Source organism: Streptomyces sp. NPDC007205, from assembly GCF_040634095.1.
In the GTDB taxonomy this organism is placed as follows: domain Bacteria; phylum Actinomycetota; class Actinomycetes; order Streptomycetales; family Streptomycetaceae; genus Streptomyces.
The window spans coordinates 24,865-49,604 of sequence record NZ_JBEYEW010000029.1; the positions used below are offsets into that span (position 1 = coordinate 24,865).

A 24,740-nucleotide genomic window follows, 5' to 3' on the forward strand; every position below is an offset into this window, starting at 1 on the left:
GTTGCGCAAGGACGCGGCCGAACGAAGGGGTGGGTCACCGGCTCGGATGACCCGCCCCTTCGTGTGTTCAGCGGCCGAGAGCGCGCCGGCCGCGGCCCTGGGAGACGACCGGCAGGTTCCGGGAGGGCGCCTGCCCGCGCGTGTCCTCCTCGATGCGCAGGGCGAGCGCCGGACAGCGGCGCACCGCGCGCAGCGCCTTCGCCTCCGCGTAGCGCGGCACCTGGGCCTGCGCGACGGTCGGGAAACCGTCGGCGCCGAGTTCGAACACCTCGGGGAGGATGTCGGCGCACAGTCCGTGGCCCCGGCACAGCGTCCAGTCGACGTAGATCTTCTGGCGGCTGCCGCCGGTCTCCTCGGGCTCTGCGCCGCCGGGGAGGCCCGTAGGGGCCCTGCCTCCCTCGAAGAGCGGCAGAACGCCCTCCACGGGCCGTCCGCAGCCGTTTCCGAGGACATGCGCGGCCAGGTCGTCGGTGAACGCCTTGACGGTCGACTCCAGGAACATCGCCGAGCCGTCCGGATGCGAACACGCGCCACGGCGCTTGACGTTCTTCGCGACCTGCTTCAGCGCCTCGAGGGCGGCCGGTCCGCCGCCGTTGAGGATGTCCTCCAAGCCACGCGCGGCAGCGGGCAGTCCGAGGTAGCAGGGGCCGCACTGGCCGGCGCTCTCCTCGGCCAGCCACTGCGCCACCCGCAGTGACTCGCCCAGCGGACACGTCTCCTGGCTGATCGGCAGGATCGCGCCCGCGCCCAGCGAACCGCCCACCGCGTCCAGCGAGTTACGGGAGACGATCGCCTCGTCGACAGTCGCCGCGTCGATCCACTTGCCGTGGTAGCCGCCCGTCAGCACGCCCTGCGGCACCGGCGGGGCACCCGCCAGCTGCAGCACGTAGCGCAGCGGCACGCCCGTGGGGACCTCCAGCACCATCGGGCGGGCGACCGCACCGGAGACCGTGAGCATGACGGTGCCCGGCTCGTCGTACAGGCCGGTGTTGCCGTAGCGCTCCGGGCCGATGCGGGCGGCGATGGCCAGCTGCGCGAACGTCTCCGCGTTCGACAGCAGCGTGGGCGCGCCGCCGACGCCGGTCTGCGATGCGCTGATCTTGCGGCCGGGCGGGATCGCCGGACCGCCGTCGATCGAGCGGATCAGCGAGGCTGCGGCGCCGGTGACCATCCGCACAGGGTTGCGCTGCACCCACGCGCGTAGCGCCGATCTGCGGCTGTTGCTCAGCCCGCGTTCGGCGAGCGCGGCCTCCATGGAGCGCTGTGTGGACTCGCGGGTGACGCCGATCACGAGCGTCCGTGCGCCGAGCGCCTCGGCGCACAGCAGCGCGCCGTCCAGGATCAGGTGCGGGGCGCGGTTGATCAGGACCGTGTCCTTGCGGCAGGCGGGTTCGTCCTCGCTGCCGTTGACCACGACGACCGGCCGCACGCCGCGCTTGATCGCCGACTCGGCGACCGAGCGCAGTTTCTTGTGGAAGGGGAAGCCCGCGCCGCCGCGCCCCTTGAGGTTGATGCGTTCGGCGAGCTGCGCGAGCTGCTCGCCGCCGAGCGGATCGAGTGGCCCGTGCACCTTCAGGTGCATGGGCAGATCGAGTCGTTCCACAAGGTCGAAGCCCGACGTGAGCTGGGGAAGGCCGACCACGCGGACTTCGGGGACGTCGGGCAGGGCCTCGTTCACTTAAAGCCTCCGGACGGCATGTTCCAAGGTTCGCCCGAACCCGGTGTGTCGAACGACGTGCCGGGCAGCGTTTCGGTAGCGGGACCGCTGTTGTACGTGTCACTCGGGTTGTACGCGCCGTAGAAGCCGTTTGTCTCACGGGTGTCGTACATGTCACTTCCGCCGTAACCGGCGGCGTCCGCATTGCCGTAGACCGGGATGGTCTGCCCGGTGTCCTGGAACGGGTCGTACGAGGACGGCGGGGCCTCGCCGACCGGCGGCGGGGAGGGGATCGGCCAGCTGCCCGAGGTGCTGGAGGGGCCGTCCACGCGCGGGACGGCCTCCGTGGCCTGCAGATCCAGCGGCAGGTCCATGCGGGCGGTCTGGCCGGCCGCGTACGGCTGCTGGGAGCGGCCCGGCGCGGAGACGGCGCGGTAGGCGGCGGCGAAACCCGACGCGGGTTCCGCGGCGGGCATGGCGGGGGACTGGTACAGCGGCGCGGAGGGAGCGGCTGCCGCCCTGGACTCGCGCCGGCCCTCGAAGCCCGTCGGCGCCGGTTCGGCCATCCGGGCACGGCTGGCGTCCAGCTCGTCGAGACCCGGCCGCTCCGAACTGCCGAACAGCGCCACCAGCCGGTCGGCGACCTTGCGCTTGACCGGACGCGGGGCGGCGCGCAGCGCGAGGGCGCCCATCACGCCCAGCAGGGAGAGGCTGTAGAGGATCACGAAGACCGGCTTGGCCGAGCGACCCGCGTAGAGACCGTGGATCAGCGCCGCACACCAGGCCGGGTAGGCCAGCATGTGCATGGCCCGCCAGCGGGCGGCGACCGGGGCCGGGGTGGCGAAATTGCTGCGCAGGGCGCCGGTGACACCCACGAAGATCATCAGCAGGCCCGCCAGCGAGCCCAGCCCGATCAGGCCGCCGATTCCGGTCACGCCGAGCGAGAACGGGATGATCGCGGCGATCAGCTGGGTGTGGCCGAGCGCCACCTTCGTGGTGATGTGCAGCAGCAGGAACGCGATCGATGCGACCGCCGTCGTCCGGTGCACCGCCTGGCCGACGATCCGCTGCCGCGTGTTCAGGAAGATCCGGTCCTGGGCGAACAGGCCCCAGATCACCGAGCAGCTGAGCGAGACGAGGGAGAGCACGCCCGCGCCGAAGTTCAGGAAGTCGCGGAACTGGTTGCCTCCGACCAGTACGACCACGGGTATGAGCAGCAGGACGACAGCCGACGCCACCCCATAGGCCGAGCGGCCCGGTTTGGGAAGGGAGCTGGTACTACGACGAGGGTTCATGGGGGCAACTCCGAGCAGTTTCGGGAAAGCGGTCCCGCTGCCGAACTCTAAGTGGCGCCATACCGATCAGTACGGGGTTTGAGTTATTGCGTTGTTATGAACAGACGATGTGACTGGGGTGATGTCCTTTAGTGGACGGTACGCGAAGTAATCCTTGACCTTCGTTCAGTTCCGGCGAGGTTCCTGGCATGTCCACAAGGGATACGGAAGGGCGACGCGACTTGCTCAGGGCCATCGGGCCTTGCTCACGGCCGTCGCGGCTCGCTCGGGGCCTGCGGTACCCTAGCGCCATGCGTGCCGTACGCCTTCTGCTTAGCGGGCCGCGCTGATCAGTACCGACCCCCGGTCGAACCGCGAGGTCGGCATCGGCGCGGCGTCCCCTCCTGTGCGAGGGGTTTTTTCGTTTCTTGGAAAGTCACAGCCGCAGGCAGAGACGATCGATGGAGCTTTGAGGATCATGAGCGAGACGAACCCCGCTGCCGCCGAGGTCGCGGCGCCGCACCGCTACACGGCCGCCATGGCGGCCGAGATCGAGGCACGCTGGCAGGACTTCTGGGACGCCGACGGCACCTACGCGGCGCCGAACCCCAAGGGTGACCTGGCCGGCGACGCCGAGCTGGCCGCCAAGCCCAAGAAGTTCATCATGGACATGTTCCCGTACCCCTCCGGTGCGGGCCTGCACGTCGGCCACCCCCTGGGCTACATCGCCACCGACGTCTACGCCCGGTTCCAGCGCATGACCGGCCACAACGTCCTGCACACCCTGGGCTTCGACGCCTTCGGCCTGCCCGCCGAGCAGTACGCCGTGCAGACCGGCACGCACCCGCGCGTGTCCACCGAGGCCAACATCGAGAACATGAAGGCCCAGCTGCGCCGGCTGGGCCTGGGCCACGACAAGCGCCGGTCCTTCGCCACGATCGACCCGGACTACTACAAGTGGACCCAGTGGATCTTCCTGCAGATCTTCGACTCCTGGTACGACGACGAGGCGCGGAAGGCCCGCCCGATCTCCGAGCTGATCAGCCAGTTCGAGTCCGGTGAGCGCGCGGTTCCGGGCACCACGCGCGCGTGGAACGAGCTGAGCGCCACCGAGCGCGCCGACATCCTGGGCGAGTACCGCCTGGCCTACGCCTCCGACGCGCCCGTCAACTGGTGCCCGGGCCTGGGCACCGTGCTGGCCAACGAGGAGGTCACCGCCGACGGCCGCTCCGAGCGCGGCAACTACCCGGTCTTCAAGGCGAACCTGCGCCAGTGGAACATGCGCATCACCGCCTACGCCGACCGGCTGCTGGAGGACCTGGAGGAGCTGGACTGGCCCGAGGCCATCAAGCTGCAGCAGCGCAACTGGATCGGCCGCAGCGAGGGCGCCCGCGTCGACTTCCCGATCGACGGCGAGCGCATCACGGTCTTCACCACCCGCCCGGACACCCTGTTCGGCGCGACCTACATGGTGCTGGCACCCGAGCACCCGCTGGTCGAGAAGTTCACCCCCGAGGCCTGGCCCGAGGGCACGCACGCGGTGTGGACCGGCGGCCACGCCACCCCGGCCGAGGCCGTCGCCGCGTACCGCGCGCAGGCCGCGTCCAAGTCCGACGTCGAGCGGCAGGCCGAGGCCAAGGACAAGACCGGCGTCTTCATCGGCGCGTACGCGACCAACCCGGTCAACGGCGAGCAGGTCCCCGTCTTCATCGCCGACTACGTCCTGATGGGCTACGGCACCGGCGCGATCATGGCCGTGCCGGCGGGCGACCAGCGCGACTTCGAGTTCGCGCGCGCCTTCGAGCTGCCGGTCCACTGCATCGTCGAGCCGACCGACGGCCGGGGCACCGACACCTCGACGTGGGAGAACGCCTTCGCTTCGTACGACGCGAAGATCATCAACTCGTCCAACGACGAGATCTCGCTGGACGGCCTGGGCGTCGCCGAGGCCAAGGCCCGTATCACCGCGTGGCTGCAGGACAAGGGCATCGGCGAGGGCACCGTCAACTTCCGCCTGCGCGACTGGCTGTTCAGCCGCCAGCGCTACTGGGGCGAGCCCTTCCCGATCGTCTACGACGAGGACGGCATCGCCCACGCGCTGCCCGAGTCGATGCTGCCGCTGGAGCTGCCCGAGGTCGAGGACTACAGGCCGCGCACTTTCGACCCCGACGACGCGGACACCCAGCCCGAGACCCCGCTGTCGCGCAACGAGGAGTGGGTCGACGTCACCCTGGACCTGGGCGACGGACCGAAGAAGTACCGCCGCGAGACCAACACCATGCCCAACTGGGCGGGCTCCTGCTGGTACGAGTTCCGCTACCTGGACCCGCACAACGAGCAGCGGCTGGTCGACCCCGAGATCGAGCAGTACTGGATGGGCCCGCGCGAGGGTCTGCCGCACGGCGGTGTCGACCTGTACGTCGGCGGCGCCGAGCACGCGGTGCTGCACCTGCTGTACGCGCGTTTCTGGTCCAAGGTCCTGTACGACCTGGGTCACGTCTCGTCGGCCGAGCCGTTCCACAAGCTGTTCAACCAGGGCATGATCCAGGCCTACGTCTACCGCGACAGCCGCGGCATCGCGGTGCCGGCCGCCGAGGTGGAGGAGCGCGACGGCGCGTACTACTACCAGGGCGAGAAGGTCAGCCGCCTGCTGGGCAAGATGGGCAAGTCCCTGAAGAACGCGGTGACCCCGGACGAGATCGCCGCCGAGTACGGCGCCGACACCCTGCGCCTGTACGAGATGGCCATGGGCCCGCTGGACGTCTCCCGCCCGTGGGACACGCGCGCGGTCGTCGGCCAGTTCCGGCTGCTGCAGCGGCTGTGGCGCAACATCGTCGACGAGACGACCGGCGAGGTCACCGTCACCGACGCCGAGCCGGACGAGGAGACGCTGCGTGCCCTGCACAAGGCGATCGACGGCGTCCGTCAGGATCTCGAGGGCCTGCGCTTCAACACCGCCATCGCCAAGGTCACCGAGCTGAACAACCACCTGACCAAGGCCGGCACCGCGGTGCCGCGGTCCGTGGCCGAGCCGCTGGTGCTGCTGGTCGCCCCGCTGGCCCCGCACATCGCCGAGGAACTGTGGCGCAAGCTGGGCCACACCGACTCGGTCGTCCACCGGGACTTCCCGGTCGCCGACCCGAACTACGTCGTCGACGAGACCGTGACCTGCGTCGTGCAGATCAAGGGCAAGGTCAAGGCCCGTCTGGAGGTGCCGCCGGCCATCTCCGAGGAGGAGCTGGAGAAGGTGGCCCTGTCCGACGAGAAGGTCGTCGCGGCGCTGGGCGGCGCGGGCATCCGCAAGGTGATCGTCCGGGCACCGAAGCTGGTGAACATCGTTCCCGCGTAGGAAGCGGGGTCCGTTCGCCGTCTCGGGGTAGTCCCCTACGGGCAGGTTCGGGGTTTTTCTGGAACTCCGGGCCTGCCCGCTGCGTTTACTGTGGAAAGCGCAGCGGCGAGTGCCGCGCCGGCCGGAGGAGGAGCGTCGTGGAAGCAGTGATCGCCGTGTTCGCCCTGCTCTTCCTGCTCTTCATCGGCCTGGGCGTGTACGCCACGGTCAAGGCGGTCGGCGCCGCCAAACGCGGTGTGGACCGGACGATCACGCAGGCCCGCCGCACCGTCGAGGACCACACGCTCCGCGCCAAGTCCTTCGTGCAGGTCGGCCCGGCCGCCGAGATCGCGCGGCTGCGGCTCGCACTGCGCACCTCCATGCGTGCCACGCAGGACACGCTGCGCGCGGGCGTGGCAGAGGACGAGTCGCTGAAGGAGTCCCTCGGCCTCTTCGAGCGACTCAGCGCGCACGGGCACGAGCTGGACGCCGACCTCGGGCGCCTGGAGTCGGAGCCGGACCGGGCCGAACTCACCGCACGGCTGCCCGAGCTGCGCGCCCGCACCGAGCGCATCACCAAGTCCGCGGACTCACTGCGCTGGGCCGTCCGCGACCGCGCGCGCCGCTTCGTCGACGACGATCTGGGCGCGCTCGGCGACCAGATCGACATCGAGGCCGACGCCTTGCGCCACTGGACCCCGGCCGGCCCCGCACCGGCGCCCGGTCAACGGCCCGACGCGTCCGCTCGGCCCACGGCTTCGTCCATGGCTTCGTCCGCTGCGGAGAACCCGGCAGCTTGGCACGCCCCCTCGCAGTCGTCCCGCCCCGCCGACGAGCGGCCACCGGAGGCGATCACCCCGCCGTCGCCCCGCCCCGCCTACCCCTGGCAGAAGAAGACCCGCCCCGAGAGCACCGCCTGAGCGGTCCTCCCGGCCCGCACCCCAGGGGCCGGGCTGCCGCGCGAGCACTACGGCAGGTAACCTCCAGCTCATGTCCCGCCATGTCGCGATCGTCACCGATTCAACGGCCTACCTGCCGCCGCGGACGATGGAGCGTCACGGCATCACAGCGGTGCCCCTGACCGTGGTCCTCGGTGACCAGGCACTCGAAGAGGGCACCGAGATCTCGACGCGATCGCTCGCCCAGGCGCTGCAGAAACGCCGTCCCGTCACGACCTCCCGACCGAGCCCCGAGGTGTTCGCGGAAACCTACCGCAGGGTCGCCGAGTCCGGCGCGAGCGGAATCGTCTCCCTGCACCTGTCCGCCGAGCTGTCGGGCACCTACGACGCGGCGGTCCTCGCGGCGCGCGAAGCGCCAGTGCCGGTACGGGTGGTGGACACCGGGATGGTCGCGATGGCCCTCGGCTTCTGCGCGCTCGCCGCGGCCGAGACCGCGGAGGCCGGCGGCACCGTGGACGAGGCCGTCACGGCCGCCGAGAAGCGGGCCGCGGGCACGTCCGCCTACTTCTACGTCGACACCCTTGACTATCTGCGCCGCGGCGGTCGCATCGGAGCCGCACAGGCCCTGCTCGGATCCGCGCTCGCCGTCAAACCCCTGCTCCAGCTGGACGGCGGCCGCATCGAACTGCTCGAGAAGGTCCGTACGGCGTCCAAGGCCATCGCCCGGCTCGAGGAGCTCGCCGCCGAGCGGGCGGGCGGCGCCGAGGTCGACATCGCCGTCCACCATCTCGCCGCCCCCGACCGTGCCGCCGCGCTCGCCGACCGGCTGCGGGAACGGGTGCCGGGCCTGGCCGACCTGCATGTCAGCGAGGTCGGGGCGGTGATCGGGGCACACACCGGTCCCGGACTGCTGGGAGCGGTGGTCTCGCCCCGCTGATTCCTCATGCGCAGGCCGACCCTTCACTCGGCCGACCCTTCACTCGTACGGGTGGTGGAGTTATCCCCAACCGGCCGGTCATCCCCGGGAATTGACCAAGATCATCGCGAGTCGGCGGGATGTTCCATCCTCGTCGCATGGCACTTCGATCACGTACACGCACAGCCACGGCGACCAGCGGCCCCGGCCGCGGTCCTGCCTCCGACGGCCGTGTCCGCCACCGCCGCGGCATCGACCACCACCGCGCCCGCCGCCCGGCACCGGCCGAGGAACTGCGCCGCCGGGCGGAACTCCTCTTCGGCGAACGGGCCGTGCGACGGCGGGAGTCGGGGAACGGACCTCCGGACGGGGAGGCTCCCGAGCGTCCGATGGCCGACACGGCGACGGTGACGGGCCCGGCGCCCGGTCCGATTCCGGCGAGGACAGCGACGACTGCCGCACCTCGCCCGGTCACACCACCGAACCCCCTGCCGGCTGACGGGACGGGGCCGCCGCCGAGCACGTCGCCGGAAGCCGAACCTGCCGACTCCACGGACCCGTTGGCGCCCCGGAAGCCCGTCGGCGCCGGCTTGCGGGAGCGGGCCGGGCTGGCGTTGCGGGAGCGGATGCCGGTCCGGTTGCAGGCGCAGTTCGCAGTGGAACGGCGCGGGGCCGTGGCGCTGTCCGTGATCCTCGTGGCCGCCGCGGTGTTCGCCGCACAGCACTTCTGGGCCGGGCGGACGGAGTCCGTGAGCGCCCCTCAAGTGGTGCGCGCAAAGACTCCCTACGCCAAGAAGGAAGATGACACGAAGGCCGGTGCGCGAACGGGTGCGGCGCCGACACCCGGCGGACAGATCGTCGTGGACGTCAGCGGCAAGGTCCGCACACCGGGGATCCGGCGATTGCCGGCCGGTTCCCGGGTGGCCGACGCGCTGCGGGCGGCCGGCGGTGTCCGTCCGGGCGTGAGCACCGACGGGCTCAACCGGGCCCGTTTCCTGGTCGACGGAGAACAGGTCGTCGTCGGCGCGCCCGCCGGGGCGGCACCGCCACCCGGACCAGCCGCCGGGCCGGCTCCCGGACCGGCGGCTGCGGGCCCGGCGGCGCCCGTCTCCCTCAACACGGCCACGGCGGACCAGCTCGACACCTTGCCCGGGGTAGGACCGGTGCTCGCCCAGCACATCATCGACTACCGCACCCGGCACGGCGGTTTCCGCTCGGTGGACGAACTGCGCGAGGTCAACGGCATCGGCGCCCGCCGCTTCGGCGATCTACGGAATCTGGTACGGCCATGAGCCAGGTGACCGACGGCGGGCCGCCGGAACGGGGAAGGCCCGGCGTGCTCACGGATGCCGCGGTCCGTGACTCCGAGGAGGACGGGACCGCGCACGGCGGCCGGGCCGGGCCCATGGACCTGCGTCTGGTGCCCCCCGCGCTCGCCGCCTGGGCCACGGCGGCCCTGATGCTGGACACACCGGCGGTCTGGACGGCCGGCATCGCGGTCGTCTCCCTGGTGGGCGGGATCGTTCTTTTGTCGGCGCGCAGGCCCGCCCGGTCCGGACGGCTCGCACGGCCCGGGTCGGCCAGACCGAAGTCACAGGGCGGACGGACGCTCCAGCCCTTCGCGTGGGCCCGCGCCTCGATCGCCGCCGTGCTGCTCTGCGTCGCCGCGGCCGCCGCCTCTGCCGGACTGCACGGGGCGGATGTACGGCGCGGGCCGGTGCCCGAGCTGGCCCGGCGGTATGCGACCGTGACCGCCGAGGTCGAGGTGAGCGGCGATCCCTGGGTGAGCCGGCCACGGGTCCGCGGTGATCATGCGGCGCCGGTGGCGGTACTGGCCCGGGCGGAGGTGCGGCGCGTCGAGCGGACCGACGGGACGAGCGTGCGGACGCGGACTCCGGTGCTGCTGGTCGTCGACCCGGACGTTCCGGCGCCGGAGGGCGCTGCTCGGAACGGCGGCTCGGCGGAGGAGAGCACGGCGGTCGCCGTGGCCCGGGGCGCGCGGGGCGCACGTGCGGCCTGGCTCGGGTTGTTGCCGTCCACGCGGCTGCGGGTGGGCGGACGGCTCGCGCCCGCGCTGACCGGTGGGGACCGGTCCGCGGCCGTGCTGCGGCTGCGGGCCTGGCCCCGGCCGCGGATCGTGGCGGGCCCCAGCGGGCCGCAACGGCTCGCGGGACGGCTCAGGGCCGGGCTGCGGGAGGCGACCGACGATCTGCCGGGGGATGCGTGGGCGCTCCTTCCCGGGCTGGTCGTCGGGGACACCTCACGGATCACGCCCGAGCTGGACGACGCGTTCAAGGAAACGGACCTGGCGCACACGCTCGCCGTGTCCGGCAGCAACCTCACCATCCTGCTCGCGCTGCTGATCGGGCCGCCCGGACTGGCCCAGCGGGTCGAGCGCCGCGGCCTGGCCCCGCGCCTGGGGCTCTCGCTGCGGGGGACCGCGCTGCTCGCCGGAGCGCTCACGCTGGGGTTCGTGGTCGTGAGCCGGCCCGACCCCAGTGTGCTGCGGGCCGCCGCCTGTGGCGCGGTGGCGCTGCTCGCCCTGGCCACCGGGCGCCGTAGATCCCTGGTCCCCGCACTGGCCACGGCCGTCCTGCTGCTGGTGCTCTACGACCCGTGGCTGGCCCGCAGTTACGGCTTTCTGCTCTCCGTGCTGGCCACCGGCGCGCTGCTGGTGGTGGCACCGGGGTGGAGCGAGGCGTTGCGGCGGCGCCGGGTGCCGCCGAGGCTCGCGGAGGCGCTGGCGGCGGCCGCCGCGGCACAGGCGGTGTGCGCCCCCGTCACGGCGGTGCTGTCGGCGCGGGTGAGCCTGGTGGCGGTGCCGTGCAACCTGCTGGCCGAGGTGGCGGTGGCACCGGCCACAGTGCTCGGGTTCGCGGCGCTCGTGACGGCGCCGCTGGCGATGGCACCGGCCAAGGCACTGGCCTGGTGCGCCGGTTGGCCGGCCGGGTGGATCGCCGCAGTGGCCCGGACGGGGGCGGCGCTGCCCGGCGCGGCGGTGGGCTGGCCGGGAAGCTGGCCGGGAGCGCTGGCGCTCATGGCGGTCACCGTGGCCGTCGTCCTGGCCGGCCGGCGACTGTCGCGGCACCCGTGGTGGTGCGCGTTGCTCGCGGTGCTGCTTGTGCTGGTGGTGGTGCGGCCGGCACCGCTGACCCGGGTGATCACGGGCTGGCCGCCGCCGGGCTGGCGGTTCGCGATGTGCGATGTCGGACAGGGCGACGCGACCGTACTGGCGGCGGGCGAGGGAGCGGGGGTGGTCATTGACGCCGGACCCGATCCGGCGCTGGTCGACCACTGTCTGCGGCAGCTGGGCATCACGCGCGTCCCGTTGCTCGTGCTGACCCATTTCCACGCGGACCATGTGGCGGGGCTGCCCGGTGTCCTGCGGGGCCGTTCGGTGGCCGCGATCGAGACGACCGGCTTCGAGGAACCCGCCGACCAGGCCGAGTCCGTCAGAAGGGAGGCGGCGGCGCGGCACATTCCGGTGACGCGGGCCGTCGCGGGCGAGGAACGGCGCACCGGACCGCTCTCCTGGCAGGTCCTGTGGCCCCCGCCCAGCACACGGCCGCCGTCCGACCCGCAGTACCCGGCGTGGCCGGGCCCGGTGCCGGAGCCGGACGGGCCGAACGACGCCAGCGTCGCGATGCTGGTCCGTTCGGGCGGACTGCGGCTGCTGTTGCTGGGCGACCTCGAACCGCCGGCCCAGCAGGCGTTGGCGCGGTCACCGGTGGCGGCCGAGCTGGCCGGTGTGGACGTACTGAAGGTGGCCCACCACGGCTCGGCCTATCAGGACCCGGAGCTGATACGGCTGGCGGCTCCCCGGGTGGCGCTCATCAGCTGCGGTGCGGACAACCCGTACGGACATCCGGCTCCGGCGACCGTGGCCGCGCTGCGGGCGGGCGGCGCCCTGGTGCTGCGCACCGACCGGGACGGGGAGCTAGCGGTCGGCGGGACGGGAGGGACCGGCGGGGAAGTGCGGGTGGCCACCGGCTGAGACGGGGATTTCGCCCAGACTGGGTCCATGAACTCAAGCCAGGTCGACGACTGTCTCCGCCGGATCGGGGCCGAGCGCCCGCAGCGGCCCACCGGGCGGGCCCTGCGTGAGCTGCATCTGCGGCATCTGCGGACCGTCCCCTTCGAGAACCTGTCTGTCCACCTCGACGAGGAGATCCTGCTGGAGGAGGAGTGGCTGCTGGACAAGGTGACAGGACGCGGGCGCGGTGGCTTCTGCTACGAACTGAACGGCCTGTTCGGGGCGTTGCTCGCCGCTCTCGGCTACGAGGTGGAACTGCTCGCGGCCCGCGTGTACGACGACGAGGGGCGGCTCGGGATCCCGTACGACCATCTCGCCCTGCGGGTGCGGACGGTGGAGGGGGACACCTGGATCGCGGACGTCGGGTTCGGGGCGCACAGCCACTACCCACTGAGATACGCGGAACGGGCGGAGCAGGTCGACCCCGGCGGGGTGTTCCGGGTGGCGGAGGCCGGGCCGGACGCGGCCGGGGTGCGCGGCGGCGGCTCGGCGGGGGCCGGGGACCTGGACGTCATACGGGACGGCAGGCCGCAGTACCGGTTGGAGACCCGGCCCCGGGTGCTCGGGGACTTCGTGACCGGGGCCTGGTGGCACAGGACCTCGCCGTTGTCGCACTTCACCCAGTCGCTGGTCTGCTCACGGGTCACCGAGGACGGGGGGAGGATCACGCTCAGCGGGCGCGTGCTGAAGACCACGGCGGGTGACGGGAAGCGGGAGACGCGGGAGGTGGAGACGGATGAGGAGGTGCTGACCGTGTACCGGGAGCGGTTCGGGATCGAGCTGCGCCGTGTGCCTGCTGTGCGGGCCGTGCCCACGGGCTGACCTGGCGGTTCGGTTCTCGTGCGGTGCCGGAGAATGGGCCCGTGAGCGATGTGAGACACGTGCTGGTGCTGCCCGACCGTGATGCCGCCGAGGAGGCGGCCGAGGCGCTGGGTGAGCGGTTCGGGCTGGGCGAGGAGCCGCGGCTCGTCCGGGACGCGCTGGCCGGCGAGGACGATGCCGAGGACGCGCAGTGGCTGGTGGTGCTGCGGGACGAGGAGGGGCGGCTGGACCCGGCGGAGCTGGACGCGTTCGCGGGGGAGTGGGAGGGATGGCGGGAGGAGCCGTGACCCGACGCCGCTTGCCCGCGGCTGAGCCAGTACGGCTGTCCGCTGAGGCAGTACGGCTGTCCGCGGCTGCGTGGGCCCGTTGTCAGTGCCTCGTGGGATGCTGTGCGTGATGGCCAGGAAGACTGCGAATGACGACCCTCTCGCCCCGGTGACGCTCGCCGTGGGCCAGGAGGACCTTCTGCTCGACCGTGCCGTGCAGGAGGTGGTGGCCGCCGCCAGGGCCGCCGACGCCGACACGGATGTACGCGACCTCACCCCGGACCAGTTGCAGCCCGGCACGCTCGCCGAGCTCACCAGTCCTTCGCTCTTTGCCGAGCGGAAAGTCGTGGTCGTACGCAATGCGCAGGACCTGTCCGCCGACACGGTCAAGGACGTGAAGGCGTATCTCGGGGCGCCCGCCGAGGAGATCACGCTCGTGTTGCTGCACGCGGGCGGGGCGAAGGGCAAGGGGCTGCTGGATGCCGCGCGCAAGGCGGGGGCCCGCGAGGTGGCCTGCCCGAAGATGACCAAGCCGGCGGACCGGCTGGCCTTCGTGCGCGGTGAGTTCCGGGCGGCCGGGCGGTCGGCGACGCCCGAGGCCTGTCAGACACTGTGCGACGCCATCGGCAGCGAGCTGCGGGAGCTGGCCTCGGCGGTGTCGCAGCTGGTCGCCGACGTGGAGGGGACCATCGACGAGGCCGTTGTCGGGCGGTACTACACCGGCCGGGCCGAGGCCTCCAGCTTCACGGTCGCCGACCGGGCCGTGGAGGGACGTACGGCGGAGGCGCTGGAGGCGCTGCGGTGGTCGCTGGCGACGGGCGTGGCGCCGGTGATGATCACCAGTGCGCTGGCCCAGGGAGTGCGGGCGATCGGGAAGCTGTCCTCCGCGCGCGGGGGGCGGCCGGCCGATCTGGCGCGGGAGCTGGGGATGCCGCCGTGGAAGATCGATCGGGTGCGGCAGCAGATGCGGGGGTGGACACCGGACGGTGTCGCGGCAGCGCTCCGGGCCGTCGCGGAGGCGGACGCGGGCGTGAAGGGCGGCGGCGACGATCCTGAGTACGCGCTGGAGAAGGCCGTCGTGGTGATCGCTCGGGCTGCCCGGTCGCGCGGGCGCGGGTAGGCGCGCCGGGGCCCCGCGTGCCCCGGGCCCCGCCGGGCGCTCCGGCCCTGGACGCCGCCCCTGGACCCCCCTCCGGACCCCGCCTCGCCCACCCCATGCCAAAGGCCCCGGTGCTCTGCCCTGGGGAAGGGGGAACACCGAGGCCCTCGGTTCAAGCTGTCGAGCCCGTTCCCGCGTGGCGAACGCAGGCCGCGAACAGGCTCTGGGGTGCCGGTCGGGAGCGGATGAGAGAGGGCCCGCTCTGGGTCCTTCCGGCGGTCAGATCAGAAGGAGGTTCAGCCCTTGAGGGACGTGACCTTGGAAGCAAGCGCCGACTTCTTGTTGGCGGCCTGGTTCTTGTGGATGACGCCCTTGGAGACGGCCTTGTCGAGGGCACGCGCGGCAGCGCGCTGCAGCTCGGTGGCCTTCTCGACGTCACCCGCGGCAGCGGCCTCACGGGCCTTGCGGATCGCGGTCTTCAGGGAGGACTTGACGGCCTTGTTGCGCAGCCGGGCCTTCTCGTTGGTCTTGATCCGCTTGATCTGGGACTTGATGTTCGCCACGAAGGAGCCTTTTCAGGTTCTGGTGCGGGGCCGAGAGGGTCCCGCACCGGTGATCCAAAATTTCTCGGACGTGCCTCGCGCTGAGAGGGCATGAGGCACAGCCATCTACAGTACCAGTGGCCCTGCGAGCGGCCCAAAACGGTAGCCGGTCCCTCCGCGTGGGACCATGGAGACTACGTATCGATCCGACCCGAGGCATAAGGCGCCTCAAGAGACAGGACCCTGCGTGCCCGCGACCCCTAACCATGTGCCCGAGCCGAGCCGTACCGCCCCGGCTCTGATCCGCAATTTCTGCATCATCGCGCACATCGACCACGGCAAGTCCACGCTCGCCGACCGGATGCTCCAGCTGACCGGTGTGGTCGAGCAGCGGCAGATGCGTGCTCAGTACCTCGACCGGATGGACATCGAGCGCGAGCGCGGCATCACGATCAAGTCCCAGGCGGTGCGTCTGCCCTGGGCCCCGACCGAGGGCCCCGACCAGGGCACGACCCACATCCTCAACATGATCGACACCCCGGGGCACGTCGACTTCACCTACGAGGTCTCGCGGTCGCTCGCCGCCTGTGAGGGGACCATCCTCCTCGTCGACGCCGCCCAGGGCATCGAGGCGCAGACCCTCGCCAACCTCTACCTGGCGATGGAGAACGACCTCACGATCATCCCCGTGCTCAACAAGATCGACCTTCCCGCGGCCCAGCCCGAGAAGTTCGCCGAGGAGCTCGCCAACCTGGTCGGCTGCGCCCCGGAGGACGTCCTCAGGGTCTCCGCGAAGACCGGTCTCGGCGTGGACGCGCTGCTGAACAAGGTCGTCAAGGAGATCCCGGCGCCGGTCGGGGTCGCCGACGCGCCCGCCCGCGCGATGATCTTCGACTCCGTGTACGACTCGTACCGCGGTGTCGTGACGTACGTCCGTGTCATCGACGGCCAGCTCAACAAGCGCGAGCGGATCCGGATGATGTCCACCGGCGCCACGCACGAGCTGCTGGAGATCGGGACCAACTCGCCGGAGATGCTCGCGGCGGACGGTCTGGGCGTCGGTGAGGTGGGCTACCTCATCACCGGTGTGAAGGACGTCCGGCAGTCCAAGGTCGGTGACACCGTCACCAGCCAGAGCAAGGGCGCCACGGAGGCCCTCGGCGGGTACAAGGACCCGAAGCCGATGGTCTTCTCCGGCCTGTATCCGCTCGACGGCTCCGACTACCCCGAACTGCGCGAGGCCCTGGACAAGCTGCAGCTCAACGACGCCGCGCTGGTCTACGAGCCGGAGACCTCCGCCGCCCTCGGCTTCGGCTTCCGCGTCGGCTTCCTCGGCCTGTTGCACCTCGATGTGATCCGCGAGCGGCTGGAGCGCGAGTTCGGCCTCGACCTGATCGCCACCGCGCCGAACGTGGTCTACCGGGTCGTGATGGAGGACGGCAGCGAGCACACCGTCACCAACCCGAGCGAGTTCCCCGAGGGCAAGATCAACGAGGTGTACGAGCCCGTCGTGCGGGCCACCATCCTCGCGCCGACCGAGTTCATCGGCTCGATCATGGAGCTGTGCCAGACCCGGCGCGGCACCCTCCTCGGCATGGACTACCTCTCCGAGGACCGGGTCGAGATCCGCTACACCCTCCCGCTCGCCGAGATCGTCTTCGACTTCTTCGACCAGCTGAAGTCCAAGACACGCGGCTACGCCTCCCTGGACTACGAGCCCACCGGCGAGCAGACCTCCAGCCTCGTCAAGGTCGACATCCTGCTGCACGGTGACAAGGTGGACGCCTTCTCGGCGATCACCCACAAGGACGCGGCCTACGCCTATGGTGTGCGGCTCGTCGCCAAGCTGCGCGAGCTCATCCCGCGGCAGGCCTTCGAGGTGCCCATCCAGGCCGCCATCGGCTCCCGGGTCATCGCCCGCGAGACCATCCGCGCCATCCGCAAGGACGTCCTCGCCAAGTGCTACGGCGGTGACATCTCCCGTAAGCGGAAGCTGCTGGAGAAGCAGAAGGAAGGCAAGAAGCGGATGAAGATGGTGGGTTCCGTGGAGGTTCCGCAGGAGGCCTTCATCGCCGTCCTGTCCAGCGATGACAGCGCGGGGTCGGCCAAGAGCAAGAAGTAACCGACGGTAACAAGCGCGTGTGTCCGCAAAAAGGGCACGTGAGGGCCTGTCGTACGAAAGTGCGGCGGGCCCCTACGCGTGCGTAGCGTCGCTCTCCGTGGAAAGTGAGAGGCCGAAGCCCCTTACGCAGCGGCCGGTCGCGGCTTACCCTGATCCCTGCTCGATAGTTACTCGCGAGTTAAACAAGCGCGAAGCAGCAGCACGAACCCCCACCGTGAGTTAACCCAGCCGCACCGAGTCAGCCGCACCGTCGCGGGCCCCCGGAGGATGTCGTGAGCGACACACAGACCCTGATCGAGAACCGTCCGCCGTCCGTGGCGGCCCTCTTCCTGGAGCGCGTGGCGGCCACACCGGACGCCGAGGCCTACCGCTACCCGGTCCCGCCCGCGTCCGGCCAGGGCCCCGACGACTGGAAGTCGCTCAGCTGGGCGCAGGCGGCCGAGCGGGTGTACGCGATCGCGGCCGGGCTCGTCGAGCTGGGCCTGCAGCCCGAGCAGCGGGTCGCCCTCGCCTCCTCCACCCGAGTCGAATGGCTCCTCGCCGACCTCGGCATCATGTGCGCCGGCGGTGCGACGACCACGATCTACCCGCAGACCAACGCCGACGAGTCGGCCTTCATCCTCTCCGACTCCGAGAGCCGGGTGCTGATCGCCGAGGACGCGGCCCAGGTCGCCAAGGCCCTGGAGACGCGTGCCGAGCTGCCCGACCTGACCAAGGTCGTCGTCATCGACCCGGCCGGTGCCGAGACGAGCGACTGGGTGATCACCCTCGCCGAGCTGGAGCGGCGCGGCGCCGCCTACCTTGAGCAGCACCCGCAGCTGATCAAGGAGCGGGTCGGCGCGATCACCAAGGACCAGCTCGCCACCCTCATCTACACCTCCGGCACCACCGGCCGTCCCAAGGGAGTGAGGCTCCCGCACGACAACTGGGCGTACATGGCGAAGGCGATCGCCGCGACCGGCCTGGTCACCATGGACGACGTGCAGTACCTGTGGCTGCCGCTCGCGCACGTCTTCGGCAAGGTGCTCACCTCCGGCCAGATCGAGGTCGGTCACGTCACCGCCGTCGACGGCCGCGTCGACAAGATCATCGAGAACCTTCCGGTGGTGCAGCCGACGTACATGGCGGCCGTGCCCCGCATCTTCGAGAAGGTCTACAACGGCGTCGCCGCCAAGGCCCGCGAGGGCGGCCCCGCCAAGTACAAGATCTTCCAGTGGGCCGCCGAGATCTCCCGCGAGTACGCCAAGGTCAGCCAGGACAACTTCCGCCGCACCGGCACCCACGCGGTGCCGTTCGGGCTCGCCGCCAAGCACAAGGTCGCCGACACCCTCGTCTACGGCAAGCTCCGCGAGGCCTTCGGCGGCCGGCTGCGCGCCTGCGTCTCCGGCGCCTCCGCCCTCGCGCCCGAGATCGGCTACTTCTTCGCCGGCGCCGGCATCCACATCCTGGAGGGCTACGGACTCACCGAGTCCTCCGCGGCGTCCTTCGTCAACCCCGGAGAGGCCTACCGCACCGGCACGGTCGGCAAGCCGCTGCCCGGCACCGAGGTGCGCATCGCCGACGACGGCGAGATCCTGCTGCGCGGCCCCGGCATCATGGAGGGCTACCACGGGCTGCCCGAGAAGACCGCAGAGGTGCTGGAGTCCGACGGCTGGTTCCACACCGGCGACATCGGCGAGCTGTCCCCCGACGGCTACCTCCGCATCACCGACCGCAAGAAGGACCTCATCAAGACCTCCGGCGGCAAGTACGTCGCTCCGGCCGAGGTCGAGGGCCAGTTCAAGGGGGTGTGCCCGTACGTCTCCAACATCCTGGTGCACGGCGCCGACCGGAACTACTGCACGGCCCTCATCGCCCTGGACGAGCTCGCGATCCTGGACTGGGCGAAGGAGAACGGGCTGGAGGGCAGGCCGTACGCGGAGATCGTCGCCGCGCCCCAGACGGTGGAGATGGTCGACGGGTATGTGAAGCAGCTCAACGCCGGGCTGCAGAAGTGGCAGACCATCAAGAAGTTCCGGCTGCTGCCCAGGGATCTCGATGTGGAGCACGGGGAGATCACGCCGAGTCTGAAGCTGAAGCGGCCTGTGGTGGAGCGGGAGTACAAGCACCTCATCGATGAGATGTACGCCGGTACTCGGGAGGCCTGACGCGGTTTCGAAGGGAGTGGCCGGGGCCGCCGGCGGCTACGGGTTCATTGTGGCTGTTCGCGCGGTTCCCCGCGCCCCTCTTCGTGCTCGCGGGTGCTCGAAAGGTTCCCTCTTCTGCCCACTTCGGTGACTCACCGCTTATAGGTGCCCTCTGTCTGTCACCCTGGCCGCATGGACATGGCGGCCATACCCACGCAGCGGGAGAGTGAGCCCAGGGCTCGGGAGGTGCACGGGGGCACCACGCTGCCCGGAAGTCCTCTCGCGCCCGGCTCGGCCCGTGCGCTGGTACGGGCCGCGCTGGCCGAGGCGCCCGGTGTCTCGGCCCGGCTCGTCGACGACGCCATGGCCGTCGTCAGCGAACTCGTCACCAATGCCGTCGTGCACGCCGGTACGGACATGGAGATCGTCTGGCGGCTGGAGGAGACCGGCGCGTTCGTCGTGGAGGTGGGTGACCAGCATCCCTCCCGCGCCCCCCGCGACCCCCTGGGCGGCGAGGGGGCGTACGACACCCCCGAGTACGGGCGCGGCCTGCGGCTGGTCGGCACGCTCGCCGAGTCCTGGGGTGTCACCTACCGCGCCGGCGCCAAGACGGTCTGGGCGCGGCTGCCCCCGGGCGGCGTGAAGGACCCGGACACACCCGCGCCGGACGCGGCCCTGGAGGTCGCCGAGGACCTGGCCCCGCAGCCGCACCGCGCATGCGGCGACCGTGACTGGCTCGGCCGGGGCGCGCTGTCCTTCCTCGCCGAGGCCTCCGACCTGCTCGCCGGGCAACTGGACGAGAACCTGGTCACGGCCCTGACCGGCCAGCTCATCGTGCCCCGGCTCGCCGACTGGTGCGCGGTGTGGCTGGAGGACGAGGCGACCGTGCGCGGCGGCGTGGGCGGCGGCCCCGACCGGGTCTGGCACGCCAGCGAGAACCGCATCGAGGAACTGCGCTGTGCCCTGGAGAAGGAGCCGCCCTGCCCGAGCGACGGGCTGCGCTCCAGCCCCGAGGCGTACCCGTGGCCCGGCCACGCGCTCGGCCCGCAGGGCGCCGACGGCACGGCGCTGGCGTACCGGCTGATCGCGGGCGGCCGGCCGCTCGGCACGCTGGTCATCGGCCGGTGCGGGGTGCCGGGCTTTCCCGACGAGGTCACCGGGCTGGTCGAGGACCTCAGCCGACGAGTGGCCCTCGCCATCGGCGCGGCCCGCCAGTACGCCCGCCAGGCCACCATCAGCGCCGTCCTGCAGCGCGGCCTGCTGCCCGGCGCGGTCGCCGAGATCCCCGGCGTGAGCAGCGCGCTCGTGTACGAGCCCTGCGACAAGGGCGGCCCCAGCGGCGACTTCTACGACCTGTTCCCGGCCGGCGACGGCCGCTGGTGCTTCGCCGTGGGCGACGTCCAGGGCAAGGGCCCCGAGGCAGCGGTCGTGATCGGCCTCGCCCGCCCCTGGCTCCGCCTGCTGGCCCGCGAGGGCTACCGCGTCGCCGATGTCCTCGACCGCCTCAACCAGCTCCTCCTGGACGACGCCACCGAGGCCGCCGACGCCGCCGCCCGCGCCCTGGTCGCCGCGGGCGGGCGGCCCGTGGCCCCCGGGGACGGCCCGCAGACCCGTTTTCTGTCGTTGCTCTACGGCGAGCTGACCCCGTACGACGGCGGGGTCCGCTGCACCCTCGCCTCCGCCGGCCACCCGCTCCCGCTCGTCCTGAGCCCCGACGGCACCGTACGCACCGCCGCCCGCCCGCAGACCCTGCTCGGCGTGGTCGAGGACGAGACCTACACCAGCGAGACGCTCGACCTGCGGCCCGGCGACAGCCTGCTGTGCGTCACCGACGGGGTGACCGAGCGGCGCTCCGGCTCCTGCCAGTTCGACGACGGCGACGGGCTCGCCCGTGCCCTGTCCGGCTGTGCCGGGCTCAGCGCCGAACTGATCGCGGAAAGGATCCGCCGCCTGGTGCACGACTTCGGCAGGGGCCTGCCCGAGGACGACCTCGCCCTGCTGGTGCTGCAAGCGGAGTAACCGCGCCGGTGCTGGACAATGGAAGGCATGCCTTCCGCTCTCCCCGACGGCGAGCCCGTCCCCGCCGACGGCGCGCTGCCCGCGCACGCGCTCGCCGGGGCGGCCCACCGCCCGCTCGGTTTCTACCTGCACGTGCCGTACTGCGCGACCCGCTGCGGCTACTGCGACTTCAACACCTACACCGCGACCGAGCTGCGCGGCACGGGCGGCGTGCTTGCGTCCCGCGACAACTACGCGGACACGCTGACAGACGAGATCCGGCTCGCCCGGAAGGTGCTCGGCGACGATCCGCGTCAGGTCCGTACGGTGTTCGTCGGCGGCGGTACACCCACACTGCTGGCCGCGGACGACCTCGTACGGATGCTGGGGGCGGTCCGCGACGAGTTCGGCCTGGCGGAGGACGCCGAGATCACCACGGAGGCCAATCCGGAGTCGGTCGACCCCCGGTATCTCGCCACGCTCCGCGAGGGCGGCTTCAACCGGATCTCCTTCGGCATGCAGAGCGCGCGGCAGCATGTGCTGCGCGTGCTCGACCGTACGCACACCCCCGGCCGCCCCGAGGCGTGCGTCGGGGAGGCGCGGGCGGCGGGCTTCGAGCATGTGAACCTGGACCTGATCTACGGCACGCCGGGGGAGAGCGACGACGACTGGCGGGCCTCGCTGGAGGCGGCGATCGGTGCCGGACCGGACCACGTCAGCGCGTACGCGCTCATCGTGGAGGAGGGCACGCAGCTCGCCCGCCGGATCCGCCGGGGCGAGGTCCCGATGACCGACGACGACGTGCACGCGGACCGGTACCTGATCGCCGAGGAGATGCTCTCCAAGGCGGGCTTCGACTGGTACGAGGTCTCCAACTGGGCCACCTCCGAGGCGGGCCGCTGCCTGCACAACGAGCTGTACTGGCGGGGCGCCGACTGGTGGGGCGCCGGGCCCGGGGCGCACTCGCACGTGGGCGGGGTGCGCTGGTGGAACGTCAAGCATCCGGGGGCGTATGCGGCGGCGCTGGCGTCGGGGAAGTCCCCGGGGGCCGGGCGTGAGCTGCTGTCCGACGAGGACCGGCGGGTGGAGCGGATCCTGCTGGAGCTGCGGCTGCGGGAGGGGGTGCCGCTGTCGCTGCTGAAGGACGAGGGGCTTGAGGCGTCCCGGCGGGCGCTGGCGGACGGGCTGCTTCAGGAGGGGCCGTACGACGAGGGGCGGGCCGTGCTGACGCTGCGGGGGCGGCTGCTGGCGGATGCGGTGGTGCGGGACTTGGTGGACTGATCACTCGGGCGAGTGAATCCCCCCGGAACGCCGGTTCGGTCCCTAACCTGGTTCGTAGGCTGCTGCCGTTTGCACGGTGGCGGAAACCGGAGGGCTGCGGAGATGACCGCTGTGGAAGACCGACCGATGACCACCGACATCATGAAGTACTTCGAGAACTTTGAGTTCCCCGAGGAATTCAAAGTTGAACTCCTCCGGGGGGAGATCGTGATGATGGCGGGGCCGGACGTGGCCCACAACGACATCGTGGAAGCAATCGTCGACCAGATCCCCCGTCGGCAGTGGCGCCGGCTGCAGACTCAGGACGTCGCCATCCTCGAAGAGACGAGCCAGCCGCAGCCGGATCTGGTGGTGGTCGAGCGCGGCGCTGGGCCGGGCCAGGGGAGGCTGATGCCTTCCGAGGTCATCACGATGCTTGTGGAAGTCGTCTCCAAGACCAGCGTGGAACGTGATTACGGAGTCAAGCGCTCGATCTACGCAGCAGCAAAGGTACCTACCTATTTGATCATCGACCCCGTCATGGCCCAGTGCGTACTGCTTACTGAACCTACGGGACATGGCGAGTATGCGGACTACCGGCGCCAGAGGATCACCAAGTTCGGCGACATGACACCGCTGGAGCCCATCGGCATCGAACTGGACACCAGCGAGTTCGCCGCTTACGAGAAGGTCAGGCCCCACCGCTACCCGTGACGAAGTCGATCAGCTCCTCCACCCGCCCCAGCAACTCCGGCTCCAGGTCCTTGTAGGACCCCACGCGCTTCAGGATCGCCTGCCACACCGCCCCGGTGTTCTCCGACGGCCACCCCAGCGCCCGGCACACCCCCGTCTTCCAGTCCTGCCCGCGCGGCACCCTCGGCCACGCCTCGATCCCCAGGGACGACGGCTTAACGGCCTCCCAGATGTCGATGTACGGGTGGCCCACCACCAGCGCGTGCTCACTCGTCACCGACTCCGCGATGCGCCACTCCTTCGTGCCCGGGACGAGGTGGTCCACGAGCACACCCAACCGCGCGTCCGGGCCCGGCGCGAAGGACGACACGATCGCCGGCAGGTCGTCCACGCCCTCCAGGTACTCCACCACCACGCCCTCGATGCGCAGGTCGTCGCCCCACACCTTCTCGACCAGCTCGGCGTCGTGCCGGCCCTCGACGTAGATGCGGCCCGCGCGGGCCACGCGGGCGCGGGCGCCGGGGACGGCGACGGAACCGGAGGCCGTACGGGTGGGTCGTACCGGAGCCGAGGACGACGACGGCCGTACGAGCGTCACCACCCGCCCCTCCAGCAGAAAGCCCCGTGGCTCCAGGGGAAACACCCGGTGCTTGCCGAAGCGGTCCTCCAGCGTCACCGTGCCCGCCTCGCAGCGGATCACCGCCCCGCAGAACCCGGTGCCGGGCTCCTCCACCACCAAACCGGGCTCCGCCGCTACCTCCGGCACCGGTTGCTGCTTCTTCCACGGCGGGGTCAGGTCGGCGGAGTACTGGCGCATTCGGATGACGATAGGAGAAGCCCGGGCCCAGGTGTCACGACACGCCGAATCGGCGGGCCAGCTCGTCGCGTTGCCGGCGCACGAACGCCGCGTCCACCACCGCTCCGTGACCGGGCACGTACGCCGCGTCCTCACCGCCCAGTGCGAGCAGCCGGTCGACCGCGTCCGGCCAGCGGGACGGAACCGCGTCCGGGCCCGCCTGGGGTTCTCCGGACTCCTCGACCAGGTCGCCGCAGAAGACCACCTCCGGGTCCCCCGGCACCAGCACCACGAGATCGTGCGCCGTGTGACCCGGACCCACGTTCGCCAGCAACGCCTGGCGGCCACCCCCGAGATTCAGCGTCCACTCCCCGGAGACCGGATGCCGGGGCGGGGCCAGCGCGTCCACCGCCTCGTCGGCGTTGGCGACCGGCAGGCCGTTTCTGATCGCGTCCAGACGCAGTTCCTCGCGCTCGTAGGCGAACACCACGTCGACCCCCACCGCCGCGTACACCTCCGCCCCGGCGAGCGCCGCCGCCCCGAAGACATGGTCGAAGTGGGGATGGGTCAGCGCGAGATGGGTCACACGGCCGCCGGCCAGTTCCTCGGCCTGGGCCCGCAGCCGCGCGCCCTCGGCCACGCTGGAACCGGCGTCCACCATCAGCGCCGTGCCCTCCCCGAGGACCAGCCCCACCGTGCAGTCCCAGCCCGGCAGCCGGCACCGCCCGACGCCGGCGGCCAGCCGCTCCCAGCCCAGCTCTTCCCAAGTCACCGTCATACCGCGACGCTAGCCGCACGAGCCGCCGTGACCGCACCGACCTTGCCCCGGGTGTACCCGACGGCCGTACACTGGGCCCGGGAGCGCTGGCACTCCCGTGCGAAGAGTGCCAGGCGGACGGATCGCGGAAC

Annotated in this window: 18 protein-coding genes; 13 read left to right on the plus strand and 5 right to left on the minus strand. The window is 71.5% G+C overall.

What is annotated here, in order from left to right; genetic code table 11:
• Positions 1 to 67: 67 nt before the first annotated feature.
• Both ABZ624_RS32655 and ABZ624_RS32660 read right to left on the minus strand, forming a co-directional pair.
• On the minus strand, positions 68 to 1,678 hold the full coding sequence (locus ABZ624_RS32655; RefSeq protein WP_360097155.1) for an NADH-ubiquinone oxidoreductase-F iron-sulfur binding region domain-containing protein: 1,611 nt from the start codon (positions 1,676 to 1,678) through the stop codon (positions 68 to 70).
• On the minus strand, positions 1,675 to 2,952 hold the full coding sequence (locus tag ABZ624_RS32660) for a cytochrome b/b6 domain-containing protein (protein WP_360097158.1): 1,278 nt from the start codon (positions 2,950 to 2,952) through the stop codon (positions 1,675 to 1,677). Before ABZ624_RS32660 ends, ABZ624_RS32655 begins: the two co-directional genes overlap by 4 nt.
• A gap of 457 nt (positions 2,953 to 3,409) precedes the next feature.
• On the opposite strand from ABZ624_RS32660, the gene leuS reads away from it, so the two are divergent.
• The 8 genes from leuS to holA all read left to right on the plus strand — a co-directional run bounded on the left by leuS (position 3,410) and on the right by holA (position 14,315).
• Entirely contained in the window at positions 3,410 to 6,280 is a 2,871-nt protein-coding gene (gene leuS / locus ABZ624_RS32665) for a leucine--tRNA ligase (RefSeq protein WP_360097161.1), read from the plus strand.
• A gap of 137 nt (positions 6,281 to 6,417) precedes the next feature.
• Positions 6,418 to 7,179, plus strand: a complete 762-nt coding sequence (locus ABZ624_RS32670) for a hypothetical protein (RefSeq protein ID WP_360097164.1) — start codon at positions 6,418 to 6,420, stop codon at positions 7,177 to 7,179.
• A gap of 70 nt (positions 7,180 to 7,249) precedes the next feature.
• Positions 7,250 to 8,095, plus strand: a complete 846-nt coding sequence (locus tag ABZ624_RS32675; RefSeq protein ID WP_360097167.1) for a DegV family protein — start codon at positions 7,250 to 7,252, stop codon at positions 8,093 to 8,095.
• Positions 8,096 to 8,232: 137 nt separating this feature from the next.
• Entirely contained in the window at positions 8,233 to 9,366 is a 1,134-nt protein-coding gene (locus ABZ624_RS32680) for a helix-hairpin-helix domain-containing protein (RefSeq protein ID WP_360097170.1), read from the plus strand.
• 113 nt (positions 9,367 to 9,479) lie between these two features.
• Positions 9,480 to 12,068 (plus strand): ComEC/Rec2 family competence protein, encoded by a 2,589-nt coding sequence (locus tag ABZ624_RS32685; protein WP_360097314.1) that lies wholly within the window; start codon positions 9,480 to 9,482, stop codon positions 12,066 to 12,068.
• Between the two features lie 27 nt (positions 12,069 to 12,095).
• Complete coding sequence (locus tag ABZ624_RS32690; protein ID WP_360097173.1) at positions 12,096 to 12,929, plus strand: arylamine N-acetyltransferase; 834 nt, start codon at positions 12,096 to 12,098, stop codon at positions 12,927 to 12,929.
• Between the two features lie 41 nt (positions 12,930 to 12,970).
• A complete protein-coding gene (locus ABZ624_RS32695; RefSeq protein ID WP_360097176.1) occupies positions 12,971 to 13,216 on the plus strand; it encodes a hypothetical protein in 246 nt (81 codons plus the stop codon).
• Positions 13,217 to 13,325: 109 nt separating this feature from the next.
• A complete protein-coding gene (holA, locus tag ABZ624_RS32700; protein WP_360097179.1) occupies positions 13,326 to 14,315 on the plus strand; it encodes a DNA polymerase III subunit delta in 990 nt (329 codons plus the stop codon).
• 275 nt (positions 14,316 to 14,590) lie between these two features.
• Here the strand turns inward: holA and rpsT are convergent, their stop codons facing one another.
• On the minus strand, positions 14,591 to 14,857 hold the full coding sequence (gene rpsT, locus ABZ624_RS32705; RefSeq protein ID WP_067006864.1) for a 30S ribosomal protein S20: 267 nt from the start codon (positions 14,855 to 14,857) through the stop codon (positions 14,591 to 14,593).
• Between the two features lie 226 nt (positions 14,858 to 15,083).
• On the opposite strand from rpsT, the gene lepA reads away from it, so the two are divergent.
• From lepA to ABZ624_RS32730, 5 genes are all read left to right on the plus strand, one after another.
• Positions 15,084 to 16,958, plus strand: coding sequence for a translation elongation factor 4 (lepA, locus tag ABZ624_RS32710; protein WP_360097182.1), 1,875 nt, complete (start codon positions 15,084 to 15,086; stop codon positions 16,956 to 16,958).
• A gap of 272 nt (positions 16,959 to 17,230) precedes the next feature.
• Complete coding sequence (locus tag ABZ624_RS32715; RefSeq protein ID WP_360097185.1) at positions 17,231 to 19,105, plus strand: AMP-dependent synthetase/ligase; 1,875 nt, start codon at positions 17,231 to 17,233, stop codon at positions 19,103 to 19,105.
• Positions 19,106 to 19,282: 177 nt separating this feature from the next.
• Complete coding sequence (locus ABZ624_RS32720) at positions 19,283 to 21,103, plus strand: SpoIIE family protein phosphatase (protein WP_360097317.1); 1,821 nt, start codon at positions 19,283 to 19,285, stop codon at positions 21,101 to 21,103.
• Between the two features lie 27 nt (positions 21,104 to 21,130).
• Positions 21,131 to 22,363 carry a radical SAM family heme chaperone HemW gene (gene hemW / locus ABZ624_RS32725; RefSeq protein WP_360097188.1) on the plus strand — a complete coding sequence of 411 codons (1,233 nt, stop codon included), beginning with the start codon at positions 21,131 to 21,133 and terminating at the stop codon, positions 22,361 to 22,363.
• 102 nt (positions 22,364 to 22,465) lie between these two features.
• On the plus strand, positions 22,466 to 23,056 hold the full coding sequence (locus ABZ624_RS32730) for a Uma2 family endonuclease (RefSeq protein ID WP_360097191.1): 591 nt from the start codon (positions 22,466 to 22,468) through the stop codon (positions 23,054 to 23,056).
• On the opposite strand, the gene ABZ624_RS32735 is transcribed toward ABZ624_RS32730, so the two are convergent.
• Complete coding sequence (locus tag ABZ624_RS32735) at positions 23,034 to 23,852, minus strand: DUF3097 domain-containing protein (protein WP_360097194.1); 819 nt, start codon at positions 23,850 to 23,852, stop codon at positions 23,034 to 23,036. The genes ABZ624_RS32730 and ABZ624_RS32735 overlap by 23 nt on opposite strands.
• A 34-nt stretch (positions 23,853 to 23,886) precedes the next feature.
• Positions 23,887 to 24,609, minus strand: coding sequence for an MBL fold metallo-hydrolase (locus ABZ624_RS32740; protein WP_360097197.1), 723 nt, complete (start codon positions 24,607 to 24,609; stop codon positions 23,887 to 23,889).
• Positions 24,610 to 24,740: the final 131 nt, after the last annotated feature.